The 22701-nt window shown below is 71.5% G+C and carries 19 protein-coding genes; 6 read left to right on the forward strand and 13 right to left on the reverse strand.

What is annotated here, in order from left to right; genetic code table 11:
* Positions 1–90: 90 nt before the first annotated feature.
* The gene (locus AB0B40_RS33755) at positions 91–1053 is read right to left on the reverse strand and encodes a LysR family transcriptional regulator (protein ID WP_345048148.1); all 963 of its coding nucleotides are present in this window, start codon (positions 1051–1053) and stop codon (positions 91–93) included.
* A gap of 63 nt (positions 1054–1116) precedes the next feature.
* Here AB0B40_RS33755 and AB0B40_RS33760 point away from each other — a divergent pair, with 63 nt between their 5' ends.
* Both AB0B40_RS33760 and AB0B40_RS33765 read left to right on the forward strand, forming a co-directional pair.
* Positions 1117–2403 carry an MFS transporter gene (locus AB0B40_RS33760; protein WP_362267331.1) on the forward strand — a complete coding sequence of 429 codons (1287 nt, stop codon included), beginning with the start codon at positions 1117–1119 and terminating at the stop codon, positions 2401–2403.
* 148 nt (positions 2404–2551) lie between these two features.
* Complete coding sequence (locus tag AB0B40_RS33765) at positions 2552–3565, forward strand: sigma-70 family RNA polymerase sigma factor (protein WP_345048145.1); 1014 nt, start codon at positions 2552–2554, stop codon at positions 3563–3565.
* Here the strand turns inward: AB0B40_RS33765 and AB0B40_RS33770 are convergent.
* Positions 3449–3790, reverse strand: a complete 342-nt coding sequence (locus AB0B40_RS33770) for an STAS domain-containing protein (RefSeq protein WP_345048144.1) — start codon at positions 3788–3790, stop codon at positions 3449–3451. The two genes, AB0B40_RS33765 and AB0B40_RS33770, sit on opposite strands and share 117 nt — an antisense overlap.
* 137 nt (positions 3791–3927) lie before the next feature.
* Here AB0B40_RS33770 and AB0B40_RS33775 point away from each other — a divergent pair, with 137 nt between their 5' ends.
* Positions 3928–4848 (forward strand): AEC family transporter, encoded by a 921-nt coding sequence (locus AB0B40_RS33775; protein ID WP_345048143.1) that lies wholly within the window; start codon positions 3928–3930, stop codon positions 4846–4848.
* Between the two features lie 144 nt (positions 4849–4992).
* Here the strand turns inward: AB0B40_RS33775 and AB0B40_RS33780 are convergent, their stop codons facing one another.
* From AB0B40_RS33780 to AB0B40_RS33830, 11 genes are all read right to left on the reverse strand, one after another.
* Positions 4993–6276, reverse strand: coding sequence for a thymidine phosphorylase (locus AB0B40_RS33780; protein WP_345048142.1), 1284 nt, complete (start codon positions 6274–6276; stop codon positions 4993–4995).
* Positions 6277–6349: 73 nt separating this feature from the next.
* Complete coding sequence (locus AB0B40_RS33785) at positions 6350–6754, reverse strand: cytidine deaminase (protein WP_345048140.1); 405 nt, start codon at positions 6752–6754, stop codon at positions 6350–6352.
* Positions 6751–8037 (reverse strand): ABC transporter permease, encoded by a 1287-nt coding sequence (locus tag AB0B40_RS33790; RefSeq protein WP_345048139.1) that lies wholly within the window; start codon positions 8035–8037, stop codon positions 6751–6753. The genes AB0B40_RS33785 and AB0B40_RS33790 overlap by 4 nt, the downstream gene beginning before the upstream one ends.
* The gene (locus tag AB0B40_RS33795; protein WP_345048138.1) at positions 8037–9164 is read right to left on the reverse strand and encodes an ABC transporter permease; all 1128 of its coding nucleotides are present in this window, start codon (positions 9162–9164) and stop codon (positions 8037–8039) included. The genes AB0B40_RS33790 and AB0B40_RS33795 overlap by 1 nt, the downstream gene beginning before the upstream one ends.
* Positions 9161–10720, reverse strand: a complete 1560-nt coding sequence (locus AB0B40_RS33800) for an ABC transporter ATP-binding protein (RefSeq protein WP_345048231.1) — start codon at positions 10718–10720, stop codon at positions 9161–9163. Before AB0B40_RS33800 ends, AB0B40_RS33795 begins: the two co-directional genes overlap by 4 nt.
* A 170-nt stretch (positions 10721–10890) precedes the next feature.
* Complete coding sequence (locus AB0B40_RS33805; RefSeq protein ID WP_345048137.1) at positions 10891–11946, reverse strand: BMP family ABC transporter substrate-binding protein; 1056 nt, start codon at positions 11944–11946, stop codon at positions 10891–10893.
* A gap of 362 nt (positions 11947–12308) precedes the next feature.
* Positions 12309–13538, reverse strand: a complete 1230-nt coding sequence (locus tag AB0B40_RS33810) for an amidohydrolase (RefSeq protein ID WP_345048136.1) — start codon at positions 13536–13538, stop codon at positions 12309–12311.
* Between the two features lie 424 nt (positions 13539–13962).
* A complete protein-coding gene (locus tag AB0B40_RS33815) occupies positions 13963–15108 on the reverse strand; it encodes a hypothetical protein (RefSeq protein WP_345048134.1) in 1146 nt (381 codons plus the stop codon).
* Positions 15109–15180: 72 nt separating this feature from the next.
* Complete coding sequence (locus AB0B40_RS33820) at positions 15181–16119, reverse strand: N-acetylneuraminate synthase family protein (protein WP_345048229.1); 939 nt, start codon at positions 16117–16119, stop codon at positions 15181–15183.
* Positions 16120–16132: 13 nt separating this feature from the next.
* Positions 16133–17362, reverse strand: coding sequence for an N-acylneuraminate cytidylyltransferase (locus AB0B40_RS33825; protein ID WP_345048133.1), 1230 nt, complete (start codon positions 17360–17362; stop codon positions 16133–16135).
* Between the two features lie 23 nt (positions 17363–17385).
* Positions 17386–18696, reverse strand: a complete 1311-nt coding sequence (locus AB0B40_RS33830; RefSeq protein ID WP_345048131.1) for a DUF6716 putative glycosyltransferase — start codon at positions 18694–18696, stop codon at positions 17386–17388.
* A 198-nt stretch (positions 18697–18894) separates the two neighbouring features.
* On the opposite strand from AB0B40_RS33830, the gene AB0B40_RS33835 reads away from it, so the two are divergent.
* The 3 genes from AB0B40_RS33835 to AB0B40_RS33845 all read left to right on the forward strand — a co-directional run bounded on the left by AB0B40_RS33835 (position 18895) and on the right by AB0B40_RS33845 (position 22620).
* Entirely contained in the window at positions 18895–19875 is a 981-nt protein-coding gene (locus AB0B40_RS33835; RefSeq protein WP_345048130.1) for a glycosyltransferase family 2 protein, read from the forward strand.
* A complete protein-coding gene (locus AB0B40_RS33840; protein ID WP_362267337.1) occupies positions 19875–21218 on the forward strand; it encodes a polysialyltransferase family glycosyltransferase in 1344 nt (447 codons plus the stop codon). Before AB0B40_RS33835 ends, AB0B40_RS33840 begins: the two co-directional genes overlap by 1 nt.
* 220 nt (positions 21219–21438) lie before the next feature.
* Positions 21439–22620, forward strand: a complete 1182-nt coding sequence (locus tag AB0B40_RS33845; protein WP_345048126.1) for an acyltransferase — start codon at positions 21439–21441, stop codon at positions 22618–22620.
* The last annotated feature ends 81 nt before the right edge of the window (positions 22621–22701 follow it).

Consider the following 22701-nt stretch of genomic DNA (forward strand, 5'->3'; position numbering starts at 1 on the left):
TGCGTGCCTCGGCGCGCCGGGCGTAGGCCCTCGTAGCCGGGCCGCGGATGTGTGTCACGCGGTCACCGCTTTCCTCGGGACGGGCGTGGATCAGGCGGGGAGCAGGTTGCCCCTCCGGGAGAGCAGGAACTTCTTGAAGGCGGCCACCGGTGGGGTGTCGGGGCGGTCGGCCAGCCAGGCGACGCCGATCTCCCGGGCGGCCCTGGGCGCCGTGACGGTCAGCTCCACCACGCCCGGACGCGCGACCGTCGGGGGCGGCAGGAGAGCGACTCCCAGCCCCGCCGCCACCAGTCCCCTCAGCGTCTCGGCCTCCTCGCCCTCGAAGGCGACCCGCGGCTTGAACCCGGCCTCGCGGCACAGGTCGTCCGTGATCCGCCGCAGCCCGTACCCCGGTTCCAGGGTCACGAAGGTCTCGTCGGACGCCTCGGCCAGGCGGATACGGCGGCGTGCGGCCAGCCGGTGGTCGGCGGGGACGACCAGACGGAGCTTCTGTTCGTCCAGGCGGCGGGCGACCAGGTCGGGGGCGTCGGGCACCGGGGAGGTCAGACAGAGGTCGAGTTCGCCCGCCCGCAGCCCCTCCAGCATCGCCTCGCCGTAGTTCTGGACCAGGCTGAAGCGCACGCGCGGGTGATCGGCGCGGAAGGCGTGCAGCAGCCCCGGTACGGTCTCCGCGCCCATGGTGTGCAGGAAGCCGAAGGCGACCTTGCCGGTGGCCGGGTCGGCGTCCGCGCGGACCTCCTCGGCGGCGCGCTCGATCTCGGCGAGAGCCCGTTCCACGGAGGCGAGGAAGGTGCGGCCGGCGGTGGTCAGGGAGACCGTGCGGCCGTGCCGGGTGAACAGGCCGACGCCCAGGTCCTGCTCCAGACGGGCCATCGCCCGGGAGAGCGTCGACTGGGGCACGTTCATCTCGTGGGCGGCCCGGGTGACGTGCTCGGTGCGGGCCACGCCGGCGAAGTAGGCGAGGCGCGGTGCCAGCGTCCGCGACATCTCCGTCATGTCTTCTGTGTCACCGGATGGTGACAGCCGCCCCTGTGACCTCTGCTGATGCGCCATGGGAACGATTATGACCATTCCATGCATTGGACGGATGAGAGGTGCCGTCCCTACGGTCGAAGCATGTCTCCCGCCAGTACCGGGGCGTCCACCACCCTGGACGCCGTCACGCCCGTCCCCTCCTCCCCCCGCGCGGATACCCGGCTGACCCCGGGCGGCCCCGGCTACCGCCGGATGAGCTTCGCCCTCTTCCTGGCCGGCGTCGCCACCTTCGCCCTCCTCTACTCCACCCAGGCCCTGCTGCCGCTGATCTCCGGCGAGTTCGGCGTCGCGGCGAGCGAGGCCAGCTGGACCGTGGCGGCCGCGACCGGCGGACTGGCCCTGTTCGTGCTGCCCATGAGCGCCCTGTCCGAGCGGTTCGGGCGCCGTACGGTGATGACGGCCTCGCTGGCCGTCGCCGTCACGGTCGGGATGCTGGTGCCGTTCGCGCCGTCGATCGGCGCGCTGGTGGTGCTGCGGGCGGTGCAGGGCGCGGCGCTCGCCGGACTGACGGCCTCGGCGACGGCGTATCTGGCCGAGGAGGTCCGCCCGAAGGCCCTGGTCACCGCGATCGGTCTGTTCGTCGCGGGCAACAGCGTCGGTGGCATGAGCGGCCGGGTGATCACCGGCTGGGTGGCCCAGGCGTGGGGCTGGCGGGTCTCGGTCGGCGTGATCGGCCTGATCGCGGTCGGGTGCGCGGTGGCCTTCCGGCTGCTGCTGCCCGCCCCCCGGCACTTCCAGGCGGGCTCACTGCGCCCGCGCGTGCTGCTCGGCACGGTCCGCGACCACCTCTCCGACCCGCTGCTGCGCCGGCTGTACGCGATCGGCGCGCTGTTCATGACGGTGTTCGGCGGCGTGTACACGGTGATCGGCTACCGCCTGACGGGCGCGCCGTTCGGGCTGCCGCAGGGCATCGTCGGCTCGATCTTCCTGGTCTACCTGGTGGGCACGGTCTCGGCGTCCACGGCGGGCCGTCTGGTGGGCCGCCTCGGCCGCCGCGGCGCGCTGTACCTGGCGGGCGGTACGACGGCTTCGGGGCTGCTGCTGTCCCTGGCCTCCTCGCTCCCGCTGGTGCTGCTGGGCCTGGTCCTGATCACGGCGGGCTTCTTCGCCGGGCACGCGGTCGCCTCCTCGGCCGTCAGCAAGACGGCCACGCACGGCCGCGCCCAGGCGTCGGCGCTCTACCAGTCCGCGTACTACATCGGCTCCAGCGTCGGCAGCACGGTCGGCGCGCTGGCCTTCCACGCGGACGGCTGGTCCGGCACGGTCGGGGTCGGCCTCCTGGCGGTGCTCGGCGTCGTCACGATCACCGTCCTCGGTTCCCGGGCCGCCCGGGTCGCGGCCCGCCGGGAGCCGGTGGGCGCGCACTGAGCCGCGCACGCCGCTTCTCGCCGTTGAGCAACCGTTCTGAGCTGGGCGTTCCCGTACTCCGGGGGTCATTGTCGGTGGGCTGCGGTAGCTTCCCCAGTGCCGGGGTGCGAAGGCGCGCCACAGGAACGGCCACAGGGGTGGGTGGACGATGGGCAACGGAACGGCGACGGCGGATCTCGACGTCGTACTGGAGAAGCACCGGACCGAGCTGACCGGGTACTGCTACCGCATGCTCGGCTCCTCCTTCGAGGCCGAGGACGCGGTGCAGGACACCCTGGTGCGGGCCTGGCGGAGCTACGACAAGTTCGAGGGCCGCTCCTCGGTGCGCTCGTGGCTGTACCGGATCGCGACGAACGTGTGCCTGGACATGCTGACGGCGGGCAACAAGCGGGCCCGCCCGATGGACCTGACCGAATCCACACCGCTCGCCCAGGCGGCGCTCTCGCCCCGCCCGGACTCCATCTGGCTGGAGCCGATGCCCGACACCCGCGTGCTGCCGACGGTGGACGATCCGGCGGAGGCGGCGGTGGCCAAGGAGTCCGTCCGGCTCGCCTTCATGGCGGCCCTGCAGCAGCTGCCGCCCAAGCAGCGGGCGGTGCTGATCCTGCGCGAGGTGCTGGCCTGGAAGGCGAGCGAGGTCGCCGAGCTGCTGGACACCTCGGTCGCCTCGGTCAACAGCGCCCTGCAGCGGGCCCGGGCCACCCTCGCCGAGCGCGAGACGGCGGGCGGCGAGGGTGCGGTGTCCGATCCGCTCGACGAGGAGCAGCAGAAGCTGCTGGAGCGGTACGTCAAGGCCTTCGAGGGCTACGACATGACGGCACTGACGGCGCTGCTGCACGAGGACGCCATCATGACGATGCCGCCGTTCGACCTGTGGCTGCGCGGCACCGCCGACATCACCGGCTTCATGACCACCATCGGCGCGTCCTGCGCCGGCTCCCGGCTGCTGCCGGTCCGGGCCAACGGCCTGCCGGGCTTCGCGCACTACAAGCCGGACCCGGAGAACGGCGGGTTCAGCCCGTGGGCGGTGCAGGTGCTGGAGATCTCAGACGGCCGGATCACCGGTTTCCACTGCTTCCTCGACACCCAGCGCTGGTTCCCGCTCTTCGACCTGCCCCTCCATCTGGAAGCGGAGGCCGACGAGGCCGAGAAGGGCGCGTAGCGCGGGATCGGCGTCCCGCAGCCGTATCCGCCCGCCGGACCGGCGGGCGGTCAGCTCCAGCCGGGCCAGCAGATCCACGACGGCCAGCCCCGGCGGTCCGAGCCCGCCCACGTCACAGACGACCACCCTCCCCCGGCCGCTCTCCAGCAGCGCCCGCACCTCGGCACACAGCCCCGGCACCTGGTCCCGGCTGACGGGTCCGGGCAGCACGAGCACGGCAGGCATCTGGGCGTCCACGAGCGGATAGACCGGCCGGGCGGGCGGAACTCATCGGCCGGGGTGAACGCGCGCCCGCACCGCCGTCCGCGAAGCTGTCGAAGATCACATTGACCGATCCGCGTCCCGCGCCGGAGGGTGGCTCCGTGGCGGGGGTCCTGAGCGGGTTCGCGGTGATCGCGATCGTCATCGCGGTGGGCTATGTGATCGGGCGGCGCGGGACGCTCGGCGAGCAGGGCCGTGAGGTGCTGACCAGGCTGGCCTTCACCCTGGCCGGACCCGCGCTGCTGTTCACCACCCTCGCCGAGGCCGACCTCTCGGTGCTCTTCTCCGGGCGCCTGCTGGTGACGGCCCTGAGCACGGCGGCCGTCGCCGGGATCTTCGTGGCGGTCGGCGCGCCGCGGCGCTGGGGCGTGGGCCGTACGACGATCGGCGCCCTGTGCTCCGGTTACGTCAACTCGGGCAACCTCGGCATCCCGATCGCCGCGTATGTGCTGGGCGACGCGTCGCTGGTGGCACCGGTGCTGCTCTTCCAGGTCGTCCTGGTCACCCCCGTCGCCCTCACGGTCCTGGACCTGTCCGGCATGGGCGAGAAGGGCCCGGTGTGGCGGCGTGCGCTGACCCCGCTGCGCAATCCCATCGCCGTGGGCTCGCTGTCCGGGGTCGTGGTGTCGGCGGCGGGCTGGAAGGTTCCCGGCCCGGTGCTGGACCCGCTCACCCTGATCGGCGACATGTCGGTCCCGGCGGCCCTGCTGGCCTTCGGCATGTCCCTGCACGGCAGCGCGTTCCCCGGCCGGGGGCGTGACCGTCAGCCGGTGCTGCTGTCGGTGGCGTTGAAGTCCCTGGCCCAGCCGCTGATCGCCTGGGCCCTGGCCACCACCGTCCTCGGCATGCACGGCGCGCCCCTGCTGGACGTGGTGGTGACCTCCGCCCTCCCGTCCGCCCAGAACCTCTTCACCTACGCCAGCCGCTACCAGGTGGCCGAGTCCCTGGCCCGGGACTCGGTCCTCCTGTCGACGATCGCCTCGGTGCCGGTCCTGGTGGGGGTGGCGGCGCTGCTGGGGTGAGTGACGCCGGGTCGGCCGCCGGGAAAACCGCACTTCACCGCGCGAAGGCCCCGGCGGCCCACGCCCCCGGGTTCCCGGCGGAGCGTGGCCGTGGGACCGGTGGAGGTCCACCGGTCCCGTTCACCCGGACGATGAAATCGCAGGTCAGGCGATACGTTCCAACACCACCGGGGTGGCCTGGAAGTCGGTGCCCGGGGCCGCGATGTCGTAGGAACCCGTGACCGCCTGGAGCGCGTACTCGAAGCGCTCGGGGGTGTCCGTGTGCAGGGTGAGCAGGGGCTGGCCCTCGGTCACCGTGTCGCCCGGCTTGGCGTGCATCTCCACGCCCGCCGCCGCCTGCACCGGGTCCTCCTTGCGGGCGCGGCCGGCGCCCAGGCGCCAGGCGGCGATGCCGATGTCGTAGGCGTCGAGGCGGGTCAGGACACCGGCGGCCGGGGCCTTGATGACGTGCTGCTCCTTGGAGGTGGGCAGCTCGGCGTCCGGGTCGCCGCCCTGGGCCGCGATCATCCGGCGCCAGACGTCCATCGCGGAGCCGTCGGCCAGGGCCTTCGCGGGGTCGGCGTCCTTGATGCCGGCCGCGTCGAGCATCTCGCGGGCCAGGGCCACCGTCAGCTCCACGACGTCCGCGGGACCGCCGCCGGCCAGCACCTCGACCGACTCGCGGACCTCCAGGGCGTTGCCCGCCGTGAGGCCGAGCGGGGTGGACATGTCGGTGAGCAGCGCGACCGTCTTCACCCCGTGGTCCGTGCCGAGGCCGACCATCGTGGACGCCAGCTCGCGGGCGTCCTCGATGGTCTTCATGAAGGCGCCCGTGCCGACCTTCACGTCCAGCACCAGCGAACCGGTGCCCTCGGCGATCTTCTTCGACATGATCGAGGAGGCGATCAGCGGGATGGCCTCCACCGTGCCGGTCACGTCACGCAGGGCGTACAGCTTCTTGTCCGCGGGGGCCAGGCCGTCGCCCGCCGCGCAGATCACCGCGCCCGTGGTGTCGAGGACGTGCAGCATCTCCTCGTTGGAGAGCAGGGCGCGCCAGCCGGGGATCGACTCCAGCTTGTCCAGGGTGCCGCCGGTGTGGCCGAGGCCGCGGCCGGAGAGCTGCGGGACGGCGGCGCCGCACGCGGCGACGAGCGGGGCCAGCGGCAGGGTGATCTTGTCGCCGACGCCGCCGGTGGAGTGCTTGTCGGCCGTCGGGCGGGACAGCGAGGAGAACTCCATGCGCTCGCCGGAGGCGATCATGGCCGCGGTCCAGCGGGCGATCTCGCGGCGGTTCATGCCGTTCAGCAGGATGGCCATGTTGAGCGCGGCCATCTGGTAGTCGGCGACCTCGCCGCGGGTGTACGCGTCGATGACCCAGTCGATCTGCTCGTCGGTCAGTTCGCCGCGGTCCCGCTTGGTGCGGATGACGGAGATGGCGTCCATGGCCATGGCTGATGGCTTCCTTCCGGGAGGTGCGAAGGTGTACGGCCCCCCTGAGCGGATCAGGGGGGCCGTACGGGAGTTACTTGGTGAGATGGCCCGGGCCGAAGGCCTGGGGCAGCATCTCGGAGAGCGGCAGGACACCCTCGGGGGTGTCCAGGAGCAGGTCCGGGCCGCCGAACTCGTAGAGCAGCTGGCGGCAGCGACCGCAGGGCACCAGGAGGGCGCCCTCGCCGTCCACACAGGTGAAGTGCGTCAGACGGCCGCCGCCCGTGCGCTGGAGCTGCGAGACCAGGCCGCACTCGGCGCACAGGCCGAGGCCGTAGGAGGCGTTCTCGACGTTGCAGCCGGTGACGACGCGGCCGTCGTCGACCAGGGCCGCCACGCCGACCGGGTACCCCGAGTAGGGCGCGTAGGCGTGGGACATGGCCTCCCGCGCCTCGGCGCGCAGCGCCTCCCAGTCGAAGGCGGCGGCTCGCCCGGTCACTTGCCCTGGCCCTTCCGGTACCGCATACCGTCCGCCTTCGGCATCCGCAGGCGCTGCGCGGACAGCGACAGCACCAGCAGCGTGACGACGTACGGGGTGGCGCCCACGAAGTCGCTCGGGACCTCGTCGGTGACCAGGTACCAGACCAGGACCAGCGCGGCCATGACGGCGCTGATCACGCCCTGCCACATGGCCTTCTTGTACAGCTTCCAGCCGGCCAGCAGCGCGAGCAGGACGACCAGCAGCAGGAGCAGCGCGTGGACGGTCACGCCGCCGTTGCGCAGCTGGAGCGCGTCGGAGTAGCCGAACAGGCCCGCGCCCATGGCCAGACCGCCGGGGCGCCAGTTGCCGAAGATCATGGCGGCGAGACCGATGTAGCCGCGGCCTCCGGTCTGGCCCTCCAGGTAGGTGTGCGAGGTGACCAGTGCGAGGAACGCGCCGCCGAGGCCGGCGAGGCCGCCGGAGACGGCCACGGCCGCGTACTTGTACCGGTAGACGTCGACGCCGAGCGATTCGGCGGCGGTCGGGTTCTCACCGCAGGAGCGCAGCCGCAGCCCGAACGGGGTGCGCCACAGCACCCACCAGCTGCCGACGAACAGCAGCACGGCGAGGACCGTGATCACGGACAGGTTGGTGACCAGACCGCCGATGATGCCGGCCAGGTCGGAGACGAGGAACCAGTGGTGCTTCTCGACCGACGCGAGGCCGTCCGAGAGGCCGGGGATCGTGATGTCCGGCAGCGAGTCCGCGGGCGGGGACTGCTTGGGGTTGCCGCCCGCCTCCGCGGCCTTGCCGCCGGCGAAGAACAGCTTGGCGAGGTACTGGGTGGCGCCGAGCGCGAGCAGGTTGACGGCGACACCGGAGACGATGTGGTCGACGCCGAAGGTGACCGTGGCGACGGCGTGCACCAGACCGCCGAGGACGCCGAAGCCGATGCCGCACAGCAGGCCGAGCCAGGGGCTGGACTCCCAGCCGATCCAGCCGGCGCCGAAGGTGCCGAGGATCATCATGCCCTCGAGGCCGATGTTGACCACGCCGGCCCGCTCGGACCACAGGCCGGCGAGCCCGGCGAGGCCGATGGGGACGGCGAGGCCGAGCGCGGCGGAGACCTGTCCGGCGGAGTCGAGCTGGTCGGAGCCGGTGATCATACGGACGGCCGCGACGAGCAGCAGGGCGCCGGCGACGATCACGAGGATCTGGCCGAGGGAGCGGCCCGAGCGCTGCGGGGCGCCCGCCGCCTTGGGCGCCGCGGGCGGCGGCGCGTCGGTCATCGTGGCAGTCATCACGCCACCTCCTGCTTCTTCGTCGGGGCGGCGGCCAGCGCGGCGAGTTCGGCGCCGACCTTCTGCTGCTGGCGCTTCATGCCGTAGCGCCGTACGACCTCGTAGGCGATCACGACGCACAGGACGATGACGCCCTGGATGACGCCGAGGATCTCCTTGTCGTAGCCCTGGAACTCCAGGTGGTTGGTGGTGCGCTCCAGGAAGCCCCAGAGCAGGGCGCCCAGCGCGATGCCGACGGGGTTGTTGCGGCCGAGCAGCGCGATGGCGATGCCGGTGAAGCCGATGCCCGCCGGGAAGTCGTTGCTGAACGCGTGGCTGTCGTTGAGCAGGGTGGGCATGCCGATCAGACCGGCCACCGCACCGGAGATGATCATGCTGGTGGCGACCATCTTCTTCACCGAGACGCCGCTGGCGGCGGCCGCGCTCTCGGACTGGCCGACCGTGCGCAGGTCGAAGCCGAAGCGGGTGCGGCCGAGCACGAACCAGTAGGCGATACCCACCAGGACGGCGATGAAGAGGAAGCCCCACAGCTCACCGGCCGGGCCCGTGTTGATCGTGAAGAAGTACGACGACGAGGGCAGCGGCTTGGTGGAGACGACGGTGCCGCCCTGCTCCAGCCGGGCGAGCTTCCCGGGCTGCAGCAGATAGGCGATGATCGCGGTGGCGATCGAGTTCAGCATGATGGTCGAGATGACCTCGCTGACGCCCCGGGTCACCTTGAGGATGCCGGCGATGGCCGCCCACAGGGCACCGGTCACCATGGCGGCGATGACGATCAGCGGGATGGCGAGCCAGCCGGGCACGGTGAGCGCGCCGCCGAGGACGGCCGCGATGAACGCGGCGAGCCGGTACTGGCCGTCGACGCCGATGTTGAACAGGTTCATCCGGAAGCCGATGGCCACCGAGACACCCGCGAGGTAGTACGTGGTCGCCTTGTTCAGGATGTAGACCTGGCTGTCGCTGGCGAAGCCGTAGGTCAGCATGTCGTTGAAGGCGGCGCCGGGGTTCTTGCCGGTCGCGAGGATCACCAGGGCGGTGACGACGAGCGCGGCGACGACCGCCAGTACCGGCGCGGCGAGGCCGAGGAGCACTCGCTCCTTGTCGATCCGTGAGGTCAGCTTCTTCATCGCTCGTCGTCCTCTGTGTGCTCCAGGTGGCCGGTGGCCGCACCCGTCATGGCGGAGCCCAGCTCTTCGGGGGTGATGGTGGCGGGGTCGGCGTCGGCGACCAGGCGGCCGCGGTACATCACCCGCAGGGTGTCGGAGAGGCCGATCAGCTCGTCGAGGTCGGCGGAGATCAGCAGCACGGCCAGGCCCTCACGGCGGGCCTCGCGGATGTAGTCCCAGATGGCCGCCTGGGCGCCGACGTCCACACCGCGGGTGGGGTGGGCGGCGATGAGCAGCTTGGGGTCGTGGCTCATCTCGCGGCCGACGATCAGCTTCTGCTGGTTGCCGCCGGACAGGGAGGCCGCGGTCACGTCGATGCCGGGCGTGCGGACGTCGTACGCCTGCACGATCCGCTCGGTGTCGGCGCGGGCCGCCTTGATGTCGAGCAGTCCGCCGCGCGAGTTGGGCCGCTCGGAGACATGGCCGAGGATGCGGTTCTCCCACAGGGGCGCTTCCAGCAGCAGGCCGTGGCGGTGGCGGTCCTCGGGGATGTAGCCGATGCCGGCCTCGCGGCGGTCGCGGGTGGGGGTGCGGGAGATGTCGGTGCCGTCGAGGGTGACGACGCCGGCGTCGGGCTGCCGCATGCCCATGATCGCCTCGACCAGCTCGGACTGGCCGTTGCCCTCCACGCCGGCGATGCCGAGGACCTCGCCCTTGTGGATGGTGAAGGAGATATCGTCCAGGATGATCCGCTCGATGCCGTCGAGGTCGGTCTGCGCCAGGTGCACACCGTCCAGGCGGAGCATCGGGACGTCCGTGACGGTGGACTCCTCGGTCTCCGGGGTGGGCAGCTCGCTGCCGACCATCAGCTCGGCGAGCTGCTTGGGGGTGGTGCCCCGCGGCTCGACCGTGCCGACGGTGGTCCCGCGCCGGATCACGGTGATCTCGTCGGCGACCGACAGCACCTCGCCCAGCTTGTGGGAGATGAAGATGACGGTGAGACCCTCGGCCTTCAGCTCGCGCAGGTTGTCGAAGAGGGCGTCGACTTCCTGGGGCACGAGGACGGCGGTGGGCTCGTCCAGGATGAGGGTCTTGGCGCCGCGGTAGAGGACCTTGAGGATCTCCACGCGCTGGCGGTCGGCGACGCCCAGCTCCTCCACGAGCACGTCGGGCCGGACGTTCAGGCTGTACGCGTCCGAGATCTCCCTGATCCTGGCGCGGGCCCTGCCCCCGATGCCGTACAGCTTCTCCGCGCCGAGGACGACGTTCTCCAGGACGGTGAGGTTGTCGGCGAGCATGAAGTGCTGGTGCACCATGCCGATGCCGCGGGCGATGGCGTCGCCGGGGTTGGCGAAGGTGACCTGTTCGCCGTTGATCGTGATGGTGCCCTCGTCCGGCTGCTGCATGCCGTAGAGGATCTTCATCAGGGTGGACTTGCCGGCGCCGTTCTCACCGCACAGGGCGTGGACGGTGCCCGTGCGAACGGTGATGTCGATGTCGCGGTTGGCGACGACGCCGGGGAAACGCTTGGTGATGCCGCGCAGTTCGACGGCAGCGGGAGGGCTGGACGCGTTGATGGCGCACTCTCCTCGGGGAAAGGGGCTGCTTAGGGGAGGTGGCAGGCGTCGGCGACGCTAGCGCGGCAACTCCGTGCTACACGCGTAGAGTTGACACATTGTTATGGCTCGGCGGGGGGCTCCGGAAGGCGCCCCCGCGCCGAGCCACAAGTCCGACGGAATCCGTCAGATCACGGGGTGGTCTTGACCTTGACCGAACCGTCGACGATCTTCTTCTTCGCCGCGTCCAGCTTGGCCTTGATGTCGTCGATGAAGCCGCCGCTCGTGGAGAGCGAGACGCCCTCCTTCTCGAGCGAGTAGGTGTTGGTGCCGGTCAGCGGCTTGCCGTCCTTGACCGACTTGACGAAGTCGTAGACACCGACGTCGACGTTCTTGACCATCGAGGTCAGGATCGAGTTCTTGTACTTGGCCAGGCCCGGGATCTGGTACTGGTCGGAGTCCACGCCGATGGCCCAGGCGCCCTTGACGCCGTTGACGGCCTCGATCGCGCCGTTGCCGGAGGAGCCGGCCGCCGAGTAGACCACGTCGGCGCCGTTGTCCAGCATGCCCTGCGCGGCCTGCTTGCCCTTGTCGGGGCTGGCGAAGCCGGAGGTGTCCGAGCCGTGGCTCAGGTACTGGGTGTCGACCTTGATCTTCGAGTTGGTGTCCTTGACGCCCTGGACGTAACCGGCCTCGAACTTCTTGATCAGCGGGCTGTCGACACCGCCGATGAAGCCGACGTGGTCCTTCTTCGTCTTCAGCGCGGCCGCGACACCGGCCAGGTAGGAGCCCTGCTCCTCGGTGAAGGTGATGCTGTCGACGTTCTTGCCGGGCACCACGGCGTCGATCAGGCCGAACGACGTCTTCGGGAACTGCTTGGCGACCTTGTCGACGGCCGGAGCGTAGGTGTAGCCGACGGCGATGATCGGGTTGTAACCGGCCTGGGCCAGGTCCGAGAGGCGCTGCTCACGGTCGGCCGGGGTGTCCGAGGACTTCGCGGTCAGCTCCTTGATGGAGCCGCCGAACTCCGTCTTGGCCTTGTCGGCACCGCGCGCCGCCGAGTCGTTGAAGGACCGGTCACCGCGGCCGCCGACGTCGTAGGCGAGGCCGATCTTGACGCCCTTGCCACCACCCGTGGAGGACGAGTCGTTGCCGTTGTCGGAGGAGGTGCTGCCACACGCGGTGGCAGTCATGGCGAGAGCTGCGGTGGCGATACACGCAGCGGAAAGCTTGGCTACCCGGCGCACGGGAGGCTCCTTCACCTGACCTGAGCGCCGTGTCGGCGCTTGATGGGAGCACCTTGACAGTGCCCCAGCCTGGACGCCCCCATTGGCGTCGGCTTCGCGGCATCGTAACGCGCGTAGATGTCGCAAAAAACCCCCTCTCGAAGCCGTTATCGATTCGAGGCAAACAGCTTCTGAACTCGGGATCGCAGACCTCTCGCGGCGCCGTCGCGCACCGTGCACGAATGGCTCACGAGGGTATTGCCCCGGCCGGCGCAAGGCCGGGGGCTTCTCCCCCAGTGGATCCGTCCCCCCAGTGGATCCGCCCCCGCGTGGGGCCGTCCGGCGCGGGGCCGGACGGCCGTGCCCGTCCCGTCGGGCGTGGATCAGGTCTGCGCCGTCTCCAGGAAGGCGGCGGCGGTGAACATCTCCACGCCGACCGTGATCGCGCGCTCGTCGGCGTCGAAGTCGCCCTGGTGGAGATCGCGCACCACGCGCTCGCCGGGCCGGCGCACCCCGAGGCGGGCCATCGCTCCGGGCACCTCCTCCAGGTACCAGGAGAAGTCCTCGCCGCCGAGGCTCTGCTCCGTGCTCTCCACGGAACGCATGCCGTACCGGGCGACCATGGAGCGGCGCAGGAGGTCGGTGGACTCCCGGTCGTTCACCACGGGCGGCACGCCCCGCATGTAGTTGATCTCGGACTTGGCGCGGTGCAGCGTGGCGACCTCGTCGATGGCCTCGTGCACGATGTCGGGCGCGTCCCGCCAGGCGTCCAGGTCCAGGCAGCGGACGGTCCCGGACAGCTCGGCGTGCTGCGGCACCACGTTGGGGGCGTGGCCGGACTCGATGCGGCCCCAGGTCAGGGCGAGCCCGGCGCGGGTGTCGACGCGCCGTGCGACGAGCGCGGGCACGTCGATGGCCACGCGGGCGGCGGCGGTGACCAGGTCGGTGGTGAGGTGGGGTCGGGCGGTGTGGCCGCCGGGCCCGTCGAGCGCGATCTCCAGCCGGTCGCACGCGCTGGTGATCGGCCCGTGCCGCAGCCCGACCCGCCCGGCGTCCACCCGGGGGTCGCAGTGCACCGCGAGGATCCGGCCGACGCCTTCGAGCACCCCGTCGGCGATGGCGCCGAGGGCCCCGCCGGGCAGCACCTCCTCGGCGGGCTGGAACACCAGCCGCACCGGGCGGGACAGCAGCCCCTTGGCGTGCAGGTCGGCGAGGACGAGCCCGGCGCCGAGGACGACGGTGGTGTGCACGTCGTGGCCGCAGGCGTGGGCGCGGTCCGGCACGGTCGACCGGTAGGGGCAGTCCGTCTTGGTGTCCGGGATGGGCAGCGCGTCGATGTCCGCGCGCAGGGCCAGGATGGGTACGGCCGGACGCTCACCCTCCGTGACCCCGATGTCGCAGACGAGTCCGGTTCCGGTGGCGAGGACACGGGGCCTGAGCCCAGCCTGCTGGAGCCGCTCCTTGATCGCGGCGGTCGTACGGAACTCCTGGTTGCCCAGCTCGGGGTGCATGTGCAAATCGCGCCGGAAGGCGACGAGTTCGGCGTGCAGGGCCTCGCTCAGCACGCCGGGGAGCACATCCCCCGGGAGGCCGGCCTCGGACTCTAGGGACATCAATTGCTTCACCCTCTGAAGGGTAGGACGCCCACTGATCAACTACCCCTCGATCAACAAAAGTTCAGCCCGTTAGGGGAAGAAAATCTGACCGGCGGACGCATGGTGGCGGACTGTGGTGGGTAAAACCTCTGTTTCCTCCTTCCACGCATACCACGCCTCGGCCCGATCACGCGCGCGATGTCCACGAACCGGACCCGGGAGGAACGCGACGGGTGGGACGGCCGGGGCCGGGCCCGGGGGCCGGGAGCCCAGGCAGGGACGCGGAAGGGCGAGCCGCGGACCGCGCACAGCACCGTTCGCCCCGCTGCCGCCGTTCGCGTGGGAGGCGGCACGAGGTTCCCCCCGGTGAGCCGGCGTCCCACGCCGCCCCACCCGGCGTTCGCCCGGGCGACGGGTCACGAAGGGCACCGCGACGCGGCGCTCACGCCGGAGCCACCGCCGCGAGGCGGTGCACGTCCCGGGCCGTGTCGGTCACGCCGGACAGGAAGCCCTGTGCCCGGGGGGAGGCGGTGTCGGTGAGCCAGGCCGGGTCGATGTCGCAGACCGCCACGCGGACGCCCGTGCCGGCCAGGGCCAGCGGCAGGGTGTGCACGACCGTGGAGGGGAAGCTGAGGATCGTCCGGCCGATGGGGCCGCGACGGGCGATCAGCTCCAGCGGCAGGTCCGGACGCACTATCTCCAGGCCCGTCTCGACGGCCAGCCGGTGCAGCTTGTCGGTGCTCTCACGGCGGTGCGCGAAGTAGCGGGCGGCGCCGTGCGCCCTGGCCAGGTGGCGGACGGCCTCCAGATAGCGGTCGGCGTCCACGACGCCGGTCTCCACCAGGGAGGTGCCGACCATGTCCGCGCCCTTGGTGATGCGCGGCGGCCCGAAGCGGGCGCGGGTCCAGGCGAAGTCGTTGGCGGTGACGGTGACGCCCTCGGGGGTCTCGGTCACCGGCATGGAGGAGAAGACCTGGACGCGCCGGCGGTCGCTCGGGGTGAGGCGGCGCCGGGCGGAGGAGGAGACCGGCGCGAAGAGCAGGTCGCGGGCGCCGGGCCGGCCGCCCTTGCGGTGCCAGCGGACCAGGCGTTCGCCGCGGGCCAGCTGGGCGACGAACTCCATCGTCGCCGTGCCGTCGTCGACCACGACCAGGTCCTTGGCCCGGGTGATGGTCAGCAGCAGCTGTACGTAGCGGGAGAACGGGTCTCCCATGACGATGCGGTCGGCCCGGCGGAGGGAACCCGCCAGGCCGCCGATCGTGTGGAAGGGCGCGGTGGTACCGCCCCGCGCCTCTTCCCAGCGCACCCGGTACCCCTCGTCCCGGGCCAGGTCGGCCATGCGGCGCAGCTGGCCCCGGGTCATGGGGTCGGTCGGGGACAGGACGACGACGGTGAACTCCGCGCCGGCCGGCGGTGCTCCGGCCGGTACCCGCCGGGCCTGCGCGGGCACGGCCTGCCGTCCCGGCCCGGCGCCGCCGCGCCGGCCGTGCAGGTGCGCCCACTCCAGTACGTTCAGCAGCTGTACCGGGCTCTCCACGAAGGCGAGCGTGTGGGCAGAGTGGCCGGCCTGACCGGCGCGGGGGCTCATCGGCGTACGACCGTCCCGTCGTAGGGCAGCTAAGGCGAGTCGTAGGGCAGGCAGCTAAGGCGATCAGGGTGCTCAGACCGAGACGGGCTCGCCCGCCGCCGCGGCGATCTCCGCCTCGGCGACGACGCCGGTGACGCGGCGCAGCTTCTTCATCGGGCCCATCTCGGAGTCGTAGACCTTCTTGACGCCGTCACCGAGGGAGGCCTCGATGGTGCGGATGTCGCGGACGAGGCGGACGAGGCCCTGCGGCTCCACGGAGGCGGCCTGGTCGGAGCCCCACATGGCGCGGTCGAGGGTGATGTGACGCTCGACGAAGGTCGCCCCGAGCGCGACCGCGGCGAGGGTGGTCTGCAGGCCGGTCTCGTGGCCGGAGTAGCCGATCGGGACGTTCGGGAACTCCTTCTCCAGCGTGTTGATCACGCGGAGGTTCAGCTCCTCGGCCTTGGCCGGGTAGGTGGAGGTGGCGTGGCACATGAGGATGTTGTCGCTGCCCAGGACCTCGACCGCGTGGCGGATCTGCTTCGGCGTCGACATGCCGGTGGAGAGGATGACCGAGCGGCCGGTGGCGCGCAGGGCCTTCAGCAGCTCGTCGTCGGTGAGGGAGGCGGAGGCCACCTTGTGGGCGGGGACGTCGAACTTCTCCAGGAAGGCGACGGCCTCGGTGTCCCACGGGGAGGCGAACCAGTCGATGTTCTTGCTCTTGCAGTACTCGTCGATCTGGCGGTACTCGTCCTCACCGAACTCCACGCGGTGGCGGTAGTCGATGTAGGTCATCCGGCCCCAGGGGGTGTCGCGCTCGATGTCCCACTGGTCGCGGGGGGTGCAGATCTCGGGGGTGCGCTTCTGGAACTTGACGGCGTCACAGCCGGCCTCGGCGGCCACGTCGATCAGCTTGAAGGCGTTCTCCAGCTCACCGTTGTGGTTGATGCCGATCTCGCCGCAGATGTAGACGGGCTTGCCGGGGCCGACCTCGCGCGAACCGAAGGTGCGCAGACGGGAGTTGGTGCTCATCAGGGGGTGTCCTTCACTTGGGGAGGGAATCGAGAGAGGGGCCGAGGATCCAGCTGGCGATCTCTCGGATCGCGCCGTCGCCGCCGGAGACGGTGGTGACCGCGCGTGCGGCGCCGCGTACGACGTCGTGGGCGCTTGCGACCGCCACGGGCCAGCCGACGAGGGCGAAGCACGGGAGGTCGTTGACGTCGTTGCCGACGTAGAGCACGCGCTCCGGCGCGATGCCCTGCTCCTCGCACCACTGCTTCAGTGCGAGGTCTTTCCGGTCGATGCCGTGCAGCACGGGGATCTGCAGCTTCCGTGCGCGGGCGGCGACGACCGGGTTCTGTTCCGTGGACAGGATCAGCATCCTCAGGCCGCTCCTGCGCAGCGCCGCGATGCCGAGTCCGTCGCCGCGGTGCACGGCGACGACCTCCCGTCCGTCGGAGTCGATCAGCACCCGGTCGTCGGTCTGGGTGCCGTCGAAGTCCAGTACGACCGCGTCGATGTCGCCGGCGGTCGGCAGCGAACCGGGGCGGTCCGCGTCGAAGAGGGGGGCGAGGGCCCGGGCCCGCGCCAGGTCGTGCGGGTCGTCGATCTCCAGCACCCGGGCCGGGTCGGTGCGCACCAGCTCGGTGTGGCCGAAGAAGCGGTGGCTGTGCTCGCGGAAGCCGGCCGCGTCCATGGCGTAGGCGGCGCCGGTCTCCAGGAAGTCCTGGGGGCGGTCCTGGCGGCGCGGGCGGTAGGACTTGTCGTGGTTGACGCCCACCCCGCCCTCGGCCTCCGTGTCGGCGTTGCGCCAGACGAAGCCGTGGAAGGGGGCCACGGTGACGGCGGTGTCGGCGCCGTTCTCGGCGACCGCGGCGGCCACGCCGTCGATGTCCTCGCGGATCAGGAACGGACTGGTGCACTGCACGAGCAGGACCACGTCCACCGGCGCGCCGTGCAGCGCCTCGTGGGTGTCCATGGCGTGCAGGACCGCGGCCTCCGAGGTGGCGGTGTCACCGGCGATGGCGGCGGGCCGCAGCACGACCTCGGCTCCGGCCTCCCGGGCGGCGGCGGCGATGGCCTGGTCGTCGGTGGAGACGACGACGTCGGTCACCAGCCGGGTCGCCCGGCACTCGCGCACCGCGCGCGCCACCAGCGGGACACCGCCCACGGGGGCGAGGTTCTTCGCGGGGACGCCCTTGGAGCCGCCACGCGCCGGGATCACCGCGAGTACCCGGCGGACCGAGGCCCGTGGGTCCGCTTCCGAGTGGGACATGGGGTCTACTCCTTGCAGTGGGGTCACAGCTCGCCCATCCGCCGGATCACCGGGGCGACCCGCTGGACGCCGTGCCGGTAGGCGCCGCGCGCGGCCCGGCGCACGATCTGCCGTACGGGACCGGGCTCCCTGTCGGCGGCGGGCGCGCCGGGCAGCGGTACGCCGTCGGGGCCGAGGTGGTGGCGGGCGAGGATGCCCGGCAGGTAACCGGGCGCGGTCTCGGGCGTGTAGTAGGGGTTCAGGGGCGGCAGGCCGCCGGGGCGGTCGAGCAGCTTGGCGATGCGTTCCCGGGCGGTGTCGAACGCCGTCGCGTAGGTGCCGTCGGCCGCGACGCCCTGCCGGGACACCCACTCCTCGTCCGGCACCGGGCGGTGCCCGGCGTCGAGCTGGTTCCAGGAGGCGAGGCAGCCGGAGCCGGTGAAGTGGTGGTTGCCGAGCACCTCGCGCACCCCGAGGTCGGTGAGGACGGCCGTGGGGATACGGCGGTGCAGGGCCTCCAGGGCCGCGGTGGAGCTGACCGTGACGAGCAGGTCGGTGCGGTCGAGCACCTCGCCCATGTGCCCGTACACCAGCCGGAAGTTGGCCGGCAGGTCCCTGCCCTGGACCAGCTTCTGGTACGGCAGTTCCTCGATGTGGGTGGTGTGCTCGCCGGGCTTGGAGCGCAGCTTCAGCAGCACCTCGCGCTCGGGGTGCCGCCGGGCGTGCCCGATGAGCCGGTCCAGCAGGTACGTACGGTCCCGGCGGTTGTCCGGCACGGACGGCTGGACCGCGAACACCACGGTGTAGGGGTCGTGTTCGCCGGTGTAGGGCGTGCCGCCGAGGAAGGGCAGCGCGACCTCGGTGACCGAGGAGGCGTCGGCCCCCACACCCTCGTACACGGCCCGGAACCGGTCCGCGTCATGGCGGGAGTTGGCGAGGACGAGGTCCGCGCCGTGCCGCAGCAGCAGCCCGTCGGCGAGCTTCTCGTAGACGACCCCGACATAGCCGGTGACGATCACGGGACGCCGCCCGGGGCCCCACGCGGCACGCAGCCCGTGCAGCATCGCCTGGACGCCGCCGCCGACCAGGGCGAGGACGAGGATGTCGTACGGCTCCTCGGTCATCGCGCGCAGGAACTCGACGCCGGTGACCTCGCTCAGGGCGTCGGCCTGGACGCCGACCTCCCTGAGCTGGCGGGCGGTTGGGGTGGCACGTCCCCGCAGGAGGTAGCCGTCGAGCCGGACCTCGGCAGCCGCGGGAGTGAGGCGCTGCGCGGTGAGCGCGCCCCACTTCCAGCGGGTGTCGGAGTCCGCGAGGACGGCGACCCGCAGGGACTTCGTAGCACTTGCTGGCACGTCGAAGACGCTAGGAAGCGATTCCAAGGTTCCGCCCAACCTGAACACAACAAACGGTTAACAGCGCGTCGCCGAATGGCGAATCAGGCTCTGATCACACCGGAAAACAGCCCGGTTCACAGGTTTGCCACGCGCAGTTCACCTGAAATCAAGGATACGGTCAGGACGCGGGCCGGGCTTCCCTCTAACGTCATCCGGGTGGTGAAGCTCTCGGTCATCGTGCCCTTCTACAACGTCCAGCAATACGCGCCAGACACGCTGAAGAGCCTGCGCGCGAACACGCGTGAGGACTTCGAATTCATTCTCGTCGACGACTGCTCGCGCGACGAGACCCCGGAGATCCTGGCGCGCGCGGAACGCGATCTGCCGGGCGCGGTCCTGGTCAGACACGAGCAGAACGGAGGGCTGGCGACGGCGCGCAACACCGGCATCGACCGGGCGCGCGGCGAGTACCTGACGTTCCTGGACGGCGACGACTGGCTGGCCCCCGGGTACTACCCGCAACTGGTCGCGGCCATGGACCAGCTGGGCTGCGACTTCGTCCGCACCGACCATGTGCAGTGCACCGGCCGGGCCCGCTCCATCCACCGGGTGCCGCAGGGCCGCCGCGGTGTCGTGCTGAACCCGCGGGACACGATCCTGCCCGCCGACCGGTCCACCTCCGTCGACTACGCGTACGCGTGGGCGGGCATCTACCACCGCCGGCTCGTCGACGAGGGCCTGCTGCACTTCACCCACGGGCTGCGCACGGCCGAGGACCGGCCGTGGATCTGGAGGCTGCACCGGGAGGCGAAATCCTTCGCCGCCGTCGGTCTGCTCGGCGTGTATTACCGGCGCGGAGTCGCTTCGTCACTCACCCAGATCGGTGACGTCCGTCAACTGGATTTCATTCGCGCATTCGACCAGGTGATCGAGGAAACGGCGCGGGACCCCGAGGCCGATAAGCTGCTGCCGAAAGCCGTGCGCACGTATTGCGCCATCATGGCCCATCACCTCGGATCGATCGAGAGGTTCGAACCCGCCGTGGCTCGACAATTGCGTTCCCTGAGCGCGGGCGCGCTGAAAAGGCTGCCGCAGGACGTGCTGGCGCAGGTCCTGGACTCGATGGACCCGCAGCGCGCGAGCCGGCTGCGGCGGCTCCGGCGCCGGCCGGCCGGCGCCCGGACGGTGGCCGCCTGATGCCCCGCACCACCCACGTCTTCTGCGCGTCGACGCTGTACGGAGCGGCCACCCTGGCCGCCGCCCTCGACGCCGGACTGTTCGAACCGGCGGACCGCCGGCTGCTCGTCGTCACCAACAACGCGGCCAATCCCGAGACCACGCCGTCCGTGGACCTGATGCCGGGCTTCCGGAGCATCGGTGGCCGCTTCGACGGGGTGCTGTCCTGGAACGAGACCATCGCGCCCCTGCACCCGAGCGGTTGGGGCCCGCGCGCCAACGACATCCCGATGTGGGAGCGGTACGTACGGCTGCTGTGGGGACTCGGTGACGACCAGATCCGGCTCACCGTGGAGTCCGTGCAGGTCAACCCGGCGCTCGCGCTGTGCCAGCTGTTCACCGGCGCTCCCGTCGATGTCTACGCCGACGGCCTCATAAGCTATGGCCCCACGCGCGACAAGATCGACCCGCTGGTCGGCACGCGCATCGAACGCCTCCTCCACCTCGACCTGGTCCCCGGTCTGACCCCGCTGCTGCTCACCGAGTTCGGGGTGCGCCCGGAACTGGTGCCCACCGAGGTGTTCCTGAAGGTGCTGGAGGAACTCGCCGAGGGCGAGGGCGGACTGCCGGGCACCGGTGAGCCGCGGCCCGCCCTGCTCCTCGGCCAGTACCTCTCCGCGCTGGAGATCCTCAGCGCCGCCGAGGAGGAGGAGCTGCACCTGCGGATGGTGCGTGGCGCGGTGGCGCTCGGCCATCGCAGGCTGGTCTTCAAGCCGCACCCGGTGGCACCCGCCCACTGGTCGCGGCTGCTGCAGCAGGAGGCGGACCGGCTCGGCGCCGAACTCACCCTGCTGGACGTGCCCGTGCTCGCCGAGGTGGCGTTCCAGCGGTTGCGCCCCGCGCTGGTCGTCGGCTGCTTCTCCACCGCGCTGTTCACGGCGGCCGCGCTGTACGGCCTGCCCGTCGCCCGGGTCGGCACGGACACCGTCCTGGCCCGGCTCACGCCCTACCAGAACAGCAACCGGGTGCCGGTCACCATCGCCGACGCGCTGCTGCCCGACCTCGGCGACGGCAGCGCCGTGTCCGGCTGGTCGATGCCCTCGCCGGAGCGCGTGGACGAACTGGCCGCGCTGCTCGGGGCGGTGGGCTTCGCCATGCAGCCGAAGATCTACCCGGAACTGCGGGCCGCCGCCGAGAGCTACCTCTCCCGGCACCTCGATGCGCACACCTGGCGGTACTTCAAGCGGCGCCGGCTGACCTCGCTGGCTCTCCCGGGCGCGGTGCCCGCGCAGTTGTCGTTCATCCCGCGCAACGCGACCGTGCGCCGGATCGCCCGCCGGGCCCGGGCGCTGACGCGGCGCTGATCCCGCCGCCCGCCCACGCGTCGCTCCCCGCCGGACCGGGGAGCGACGCGCTTTTTCCGCGCCCGGGTGTCAACTCGGTGCCGTGCCCTTCACCCACGCGACATCTGTGCGATTGCCGCACGTCAACTTCGGATCGCTTTTCCTCCGTCGGGGTTGCGTAGCGTCGTTCCGTTGACCCACGGACGACACACGACTTCGCACCCGCCGAAAGAGGCCCACGATGAAACCGGCCGACCAGACCCTCGCACCGGCGAGCACCGTCGGGGCGCTGCCCGCCGAACGGCTGCCGGCTCCCGCCGCCTTGCCGGCCGGCCCCGTCCGCCAGCGCGCGGGTGACCGGCTGCGCGCCCTGGACGGGCTGCGACTGCTGGCCGCGCTGATGGTCTGCCTCTACCACTTCGCCGGCAAGAACGGCACGGTCGCCGAATCCTGGCACCAGTCCCCCGCCGCGGTGTTCCCGACCCTGTCGCGGGCGGCCACCTATGGGTGTCTGGGCGTCCAGTTCTTCTTCGTCATCAGCGGCTTCGTGATCTGCATGAGCAGCTGGGGCCGTACCCTGGGCGACTTCTTCCGCTCCCGCGTCTCCCGGCTCTACCCGGCGTACTGGGCCGCCCTGCTCATCGTGGGCGCCGCCTCGGTCCTCCTGCCGGCGGTGGTGCACCCGCTCAGGTCGGACGAGTTCCTGATGAACTTCACCATGCTGCAGCAGCCGATGGGCGTGCCGCGGGTGCTGGGCGTGTGCTGGACCCTCTGGGTGGAGATGCGGTTCTACGTGCTCTTCGCGCTCTTCGTGATCTGGCGCGGCGTCACCTACCGGCGGGTGGTGACCTTCTGCATCCTGTGGACGCTGGCCGGCGTCTTCGCCCGGGTCGCCGACCTTCCGCTCACGGACGAGCTGGTGATGCGGGACCACGCTCCGTACTTCATCGGCGGCCTGGCCCTCTACCTGATCCACCGCTTCGGCAGCGACCTGCTGCTGTGGGGCATCGTCGGCATGTCCTTCCTGCTGGGCCAGCGCTACTCGGTCACGGCCCTGTGGCACCCGGGCATGCACGGCGCCTTCCCGCGCGACCCGTACGTCATCCAGTCGATCGTCTTCCTGTCCTTCGCGGCGGTCGCGGTGGTGGCGCTGGGCTGGATGCGCTGGGCGAACTGGCGCTGGCTGACGGTGGCCGGGGCGCTGACGTACCCCTTCTACCTGATCCACGAGCACCTGGGCTGGTTCGTCATCCGGGTGCTGCACCGGGGTCTCGGCCTCGGGCCGTGGCCCACGCTCGTGGCGTCGGTGACCGGGCTGCTGGGACTGGCCTGGCTGATGCACCGCTTCGTGGAGCGGCCGTTCGGACCCCGGCTGAAGCGGCAGCTGGCGATGAGGCGGCCGAAGGCCGTCCCCGTGCGCTGAGCGGTCCGGCGCCGTACGCGGAAGAAGCGGCACAGGTCGCCCTGTGCGTGCTGTCGGCCACCAGGCCGCGGCGGGAGTCGC

Origin of the sequence: Streptomyces sp. NPDC042638, assembly GCF_040647235.1 — a bacterium.
Classification (GTDB): Bacteria; Actinomycetota; Actinomycetes; order Streptomycetales; family Streptomycetaceae; genus Streptomyces; species Streptomyces rameus.